4 protein-coding genes are annotated in these 4,941 nt (G+C 64.7%); 2 read left to right on the top strand and 2 right to left on the bottom strand.

Annotation, left to right across the window (positions count from 1 at the left end):
• Together WCB02_RS30390 and WCB02_RS30385 are read left to right on the top strand one after the other, a co-directional pair.
• The coding region (locus WCB02_RS30390; protein WP_423963823.1) for a sugar phosphate nucleotidyltransferase at positions 1-501 on the top strand (501 nt) is incomplete at its 5' end.
• A 234-nt stretch (positions 502-735) separates the two neighbouring features.
• Positions 736-984 (top strand): hypothetical protein, encoded by a 249-nt coding sequence (locus WCB02_RS30385; RefSeq protein ID WP_423963826.1) that lies wholly within the window; start codon positions 736-738, stop codon positions 982-984.
• A gap of 172 nt (positions 985-1,156) precedes the next feature.
• Here WCB02_RS30385 and WCB02_RS30380 read toward each other — a convergent pair whose 3' ends face one another.
• Positions 1,157-4,030: an EAL domain-containing protein gene (locus tag WCB02_RS30380; protein WP_423963821.1), complete on the bottom strand. Its 2,874-nt coding sequence runs from the start codon at positions 4,028-4,030 to the stop codon at positions 1,157-1,159.
• Positions 4,031-4,135: 105 nt separating this feature from the next.
• Positions 4,136-4,941 (bottom strand): NAD(P)H-quinone oxidoreductase (locus WCB02_RS30375; protein ID WP_423963819.1); only part of this gene is annotated, 806 nt, incomplete at its 5' end.

Raw genomic sequence — 4,941 nt, 5'->3', positions numbered from 1 at the left:
GTGGTGCTGCCCGACGAACTGGTGCTGCACAAGCCGGGCTGTCTCGCCCAGATGATGGACGCCGCCAGCCATCTGCGCGGGAAAGCCAACCTGATCGCGGTGCAGGAGGTGCCGGGGCACCTCACCCATCAATACGGCATCTGCGCCGTCGGCAAGCGTCATGCCCGCGGCAACATGTTCGAGATCGACAGCATGGTCGAGAAGCCGCCCAAGGGCACCGCGCCCTCTAATTTTTCGATCACCGGGCGCTACATCCTGCAGCCGGAGATCTTCAAGATCCTGGAAATCCAGGAGCGCGGCTCGGGCGGCGAGATCCAGCTCACCGACGCCATGATCGCGCTTGCCAAGACGCAGAGCTTCCACGGTGTCGAGTTCGTAGGCGAGCGGCATGATTGCGGCTCGAAGGCCGGCTTCCTGCGCGCCAACATCGCCTACGGCATGGCACGGCCGGATCTGCGAGAGGGCCTGCGCGCCGACATGCAGAAATATCTGGAGACGTAGCGGCCAACGCTCCGATCGCTCTTGCCGTCATTCCGAGCCATCGCGGAGCGATGAACCCGGAATCCCGAGATTCCCCGATGCGCAATCGCATCTGAGGTTGGCACGAAACCTGTCATCTGGCCGCAGTTGTGCGGACCCGTTGCTGCGCCCCGGAATGACGGCTTCAAGGTTGCGGAATGGCGCGGAGATCGCGCAATGCTGCGCGATGCCAAGACGAACCAGGCGGTGACGATTGTGAGCGACTACGACGCCCTGCGCGACTATCTGAAACAGCAGAAGCTGCCTGAATTCGTGCTGAGCTTCGAGAGGATCGAGGAGATCATCGACGCCGCACTGCCGCGCGCGGCGCAGCGTGCGTCGTGGTGGGAGACGCTGCGCAGCCCGCAGGAAAAAATGCCGCAGCGCGAGGCCTGCCTCGCCGGCGGCTATCTCGCGACGCGCATGCCAGATGGCAAAACCGTGCGGTTCAAGAAGATGAAGTGACGGCGCCTCGGCATCGTCCCTGTCCTGCAACAATCGCACCGGCGTCGTCCCACCCATGACCTCAGGCGCCGGTTGTGCGTCGCATCAACGCCTGCCGGTGGTCATGGATGGCGGCCTTCGCCGGGACGACGCGCGGGCGTGCGGCTCGCTTGACCGCAGTCATCCAAGCGGGCTAGCTCGCCGCCTCGAGTCGCTCTTCGGTCAAGAGCCGCATCGCGGCGTCGGCGTCCATCGGCTCGCCGAAGGCGAAGCCTTGGGCGTATTCGCAGCCCAATTGGTAGAGTTCGACCGCATCCGAGTCGGTTTCGGCGCCTTCGGCGACCACGTCCATGCCGAGATCATGCGCCAGCGCGATGATCGATTTCAGGATCACGGGCCGGGTGCCGCGGCTCGTGGTGCGGACGAAGGACTGGTCGATCTTGAGGGTGTCGAACGGGAAACGCTGCAGGTAGGCCAGCGAGGAGTGGCCGGTGCCGAAATCGTCGATTGACAGCCCGACACCGAGCTCGCGGATGCGGGTCAGCATCTGCGCGGCGTGCTCGGGGTTTTCCATCACCAGCGATTCCGTCAGCTCGAGTTTCAGCGTGCCGCGCGCCACCGACGAGCGCGACAGCACGGTGCGGATGTCGTGAAGCAGGTCGTGCCGCAGCAATTGCCGCGACGACACGTTGACGCTGGCGAAGATCGGCTCGCGCGCGCGCATCGCGCGCTGCCAGACCGCGAGCTGCCGCGCGGTCTGGTCCATCACGAAGTTGCCGAGATCGACGATCAGGCCGATCTCCTCGGCGATCGTGATGAACTCGATCGGCGACATCCGCCCCAATTTCGGGTGGTCCCAGCGCGCCAAGGCCTCGAAGCCGGCGATCGCGCGGTCTTCCAGCCGCACGATCGGCTGGTACAGGATGGTGATTTCCTGGCGCTCGATGGCGCGGCGCAGTTCGGACTCCAGCGTCAGCCGGTCGGTTTTCCGCGCCCGCATCGCCGGCTTGTAGACGTCGATGCGGTCGCCGCCGATCCGCTTGGAGTGATACATCGCAAGCTCGGCGTCCTTGATGATCTCGTCCGAGAGCTGGGTCTGGGGATCGGAGAGCGCGAGCCCGATCGAGGCGGTCAGGAAGATCTCGCGGTCGTTGAAGGCGATCGGGGCGCGGATGGTCTTGCGGATGGTCTCGGCAAAGGCGGTGATCCGCGCCGGCTCCTGTTCCGACAAAAGGATCAGGCCGAACTGGTCGCCTGCCATTCGCGCCAGCGTGTCCTGCGGCTTGAGTATCCGCGTCAGGCGCCGCGCCAGGGTCAACAGAATCGAATCGCCGACCGCGATGCCGACGGAATCATTGACCTGCTTGAAGCGGTCGAGGTCGATCACCATCAGCGTCGGCCGCAGGTTCGGCATGGTCTTGGCGAAATTGGCGACCGCGCCCAGCCGGTCCATGAACAATTTGCGGTTGGGCAGGCCGGTCAGATTGTCATGCACGGAATCATGCAGCAGGCGTTCTTCGGCGTTCTTGAGCTCGGTGACGTCGGTCAGGGTGCCGACCACGCGCGACACCTCGCCGTCGGAACCGACCACCGGCCGTGCCTTCAGCGCGAACCACATGAAATGGCCGTCCGGCGTCCGCAGCCGGAAATCCTGCACCAGGCGGCCGCGACGCTGGTCGAGCACGCTGTCGAGCGCGGCGCGGAAACGGTCCTGATCCAGCGGGTGCAACACCTCCAGCCATTTCGCCGCCGGGCCTTCCAGCGTGCCGCGCTTTAACCCAAGCAGGGTTTCGGTCTCGGGGCTGGTGAACACCTTGTCGGCCGAGACGTCCCAGTCCCAGATCAGGTCGCCCGAACCGGTCAGCGCCAAGGCGCGGCGCTCGACATCGGACACGATCCCGGTCGTGGCGCCGCCGCCGGCGAAGGCGTGCTGCATGACCGTAAATCCGATCAGCATCACGATCAGCACCAGGCCGCCGAGCAGCGCCGGGCCGACGATGTCGTTGGTGACGCTGCCGGCCACCGTCATGCCGGCTGCGACCACCCAGACCAGGAGCAGGAACCAGGTCGGGATCAACAGCACCGCGCGGTCGAAGCCGTGGGTCGAGAGATAGACGATCAGTCCGAAGCCGGCGAAGGCAATCAGCACCAGCGACATCCGCGCGATCCCCGAGGCGACCGGCGGATCGAACAATGCCACCGCCACCAGCGAGCCGAGAAAGGCGAGCCAACCGATCGTGATGTGGGAATAGCGCACATGCCAGCGGCTGAGATTGAGGTAGGCGAACAGGAACACCAAAAGCGTCGCGGCAAGCATCGCTTCGCCCGCCGCGCGCCAGATCCGCTCGGCGTTGTTCGACATGTCGAGCACCTTGCCCCAGAAGCCGAAATCGACGCCGATATAGACCAGCACGGCCCAGGCGAGCGCGGCGGCGGCCGGAAACATGATGCTGCCCTTGACCACGAACAGAATGGTCAACACCAGCGCCAAAAGACCGGAAATGCCGATCACGATGCCCTGGTAAAGCGTGAACGAATTGACTTTGTCCTTGTAGGCGTCGGGATCCCACAAATAGAGCTGCGGCAGCTTGTCGGTGCGCAGTTCGGCGACGAAGGTGATGACGGCGCCGGGGTCGAGCGTAATGCGGAATACGTCCGCGGTCGGACTCTCCTGGCGGTCGGGACGATCGCCGGTCGACGGCGTGATGGTCGCGATTCGCGACAGGCCGAGATCGGGCCACAGCAGTCCGGAACCCACGACGCGATAGTGCGGCGCGACGATCAGGCGATCGAGCTGGTCGTCTGTATTGTTGGCGAGCGCGAACACCACCCAATTCTGGCCGCCCTCGCGGGCGCGAACCTCGATGCGCCGGACGATGCCGTCGGTCCCCGGCGCGGTTGAGACCTGAATGCGGTCGGTGTCGCTGTGCTGGTGTTCAAGAACGCCGGTGAGGTCGATCGCGGGCGCGTCGCCGCGGACGCTGACCGCGTCAAGGGCACGTGCCGGCGAAGCCACAACAATCACCAGGCCCAGCGCGGCGAGCGCAAGGCACCTGATCAGACGCAATGTCAGTACTCCGCGTTCAACCGCAAAGGTGTTCGGTTGTACGCGATGATTGCCACGAAACCGAGGGAAATCAAAGGGTTTCCGGATCGTGTTTGTTAGCGGCAGCTAAACCTGCAACACAATTTTGCCAATATGCTCGGAGGTCTCCATGCGCCGGTGTGCGTCGGTGGCTTTTTCCAGCGGGAATGTGCTGTCCATCAAGGGCTTTAGTCGGCCCTCGCGCAATAGCGGCATAACCTTGGCCTCGATCGCTGTGACCATCGCGGCCTTGTCCGTATTGCTGCGGGGACGCAGTGTCGAGCCAGTGTGGGTCAGGCGCTTCACCATCAATTTGGCGAAATTGGCCGTGGCCTTCGGGCTGCCGCTCAGGAATGCGATCTGGACGATGCGGCCGTCGATCGCCGCTGCCTCGTAGTTGCGCTCGATGTAGTCGCCGCCGACCATGTCGAGGATGACGTCGGCGCCGGCGCCTGCCGTCGCCGCCTTGACCTCGGCCACGAAATCCTCGGTCTTGTAGTTGATCGCGCGATCGGCGCCGAGCCTGACGCAGGCGTCGGCCTTGTCTTTCGACCCGACGGTGACGATCACCTTGGAACCAAGCGCTTTCGCCAGCTGGATCGCCGTGGTGCCGATACCCGAGGAGCCGCCATGGAGCAGCAGCGTTTCGCCCGGTTTCAGCGCGCCGCGCTCGAACACATTGTGCCACACCGTCATCAAGGTTTCGGGGATCGCGCCGGCTTCCAGCATCGACAGCGCCGGCGGCACCGTCATCGCCTGGGCGTCCTGCGCGATGCAATATTGGGCGTAGCCGCCGCCGGCGACCAGCGACATCACCTTGTCGCCAAGCTTGTGCTTGTGGGCGCCCTCGCCAAGCGCGACCACTTCGCCTGCGATCTCAAGGCCGGGCAAAT

Source organism: Bradyrhizobium sp. (assembly GCF_049581145.1).
Classification (GTDB): Bacteria; Pseudomonadota; Alphaproteobacteria; order Rhizobiales; family Xanthobacteraceae; genus Bradyrhizobium.
The sequence above is the reverse complement of the archived record's forward strand: the minus strand, read 5'-3'. Positions and strand labels throughout refer to the sequence as shown.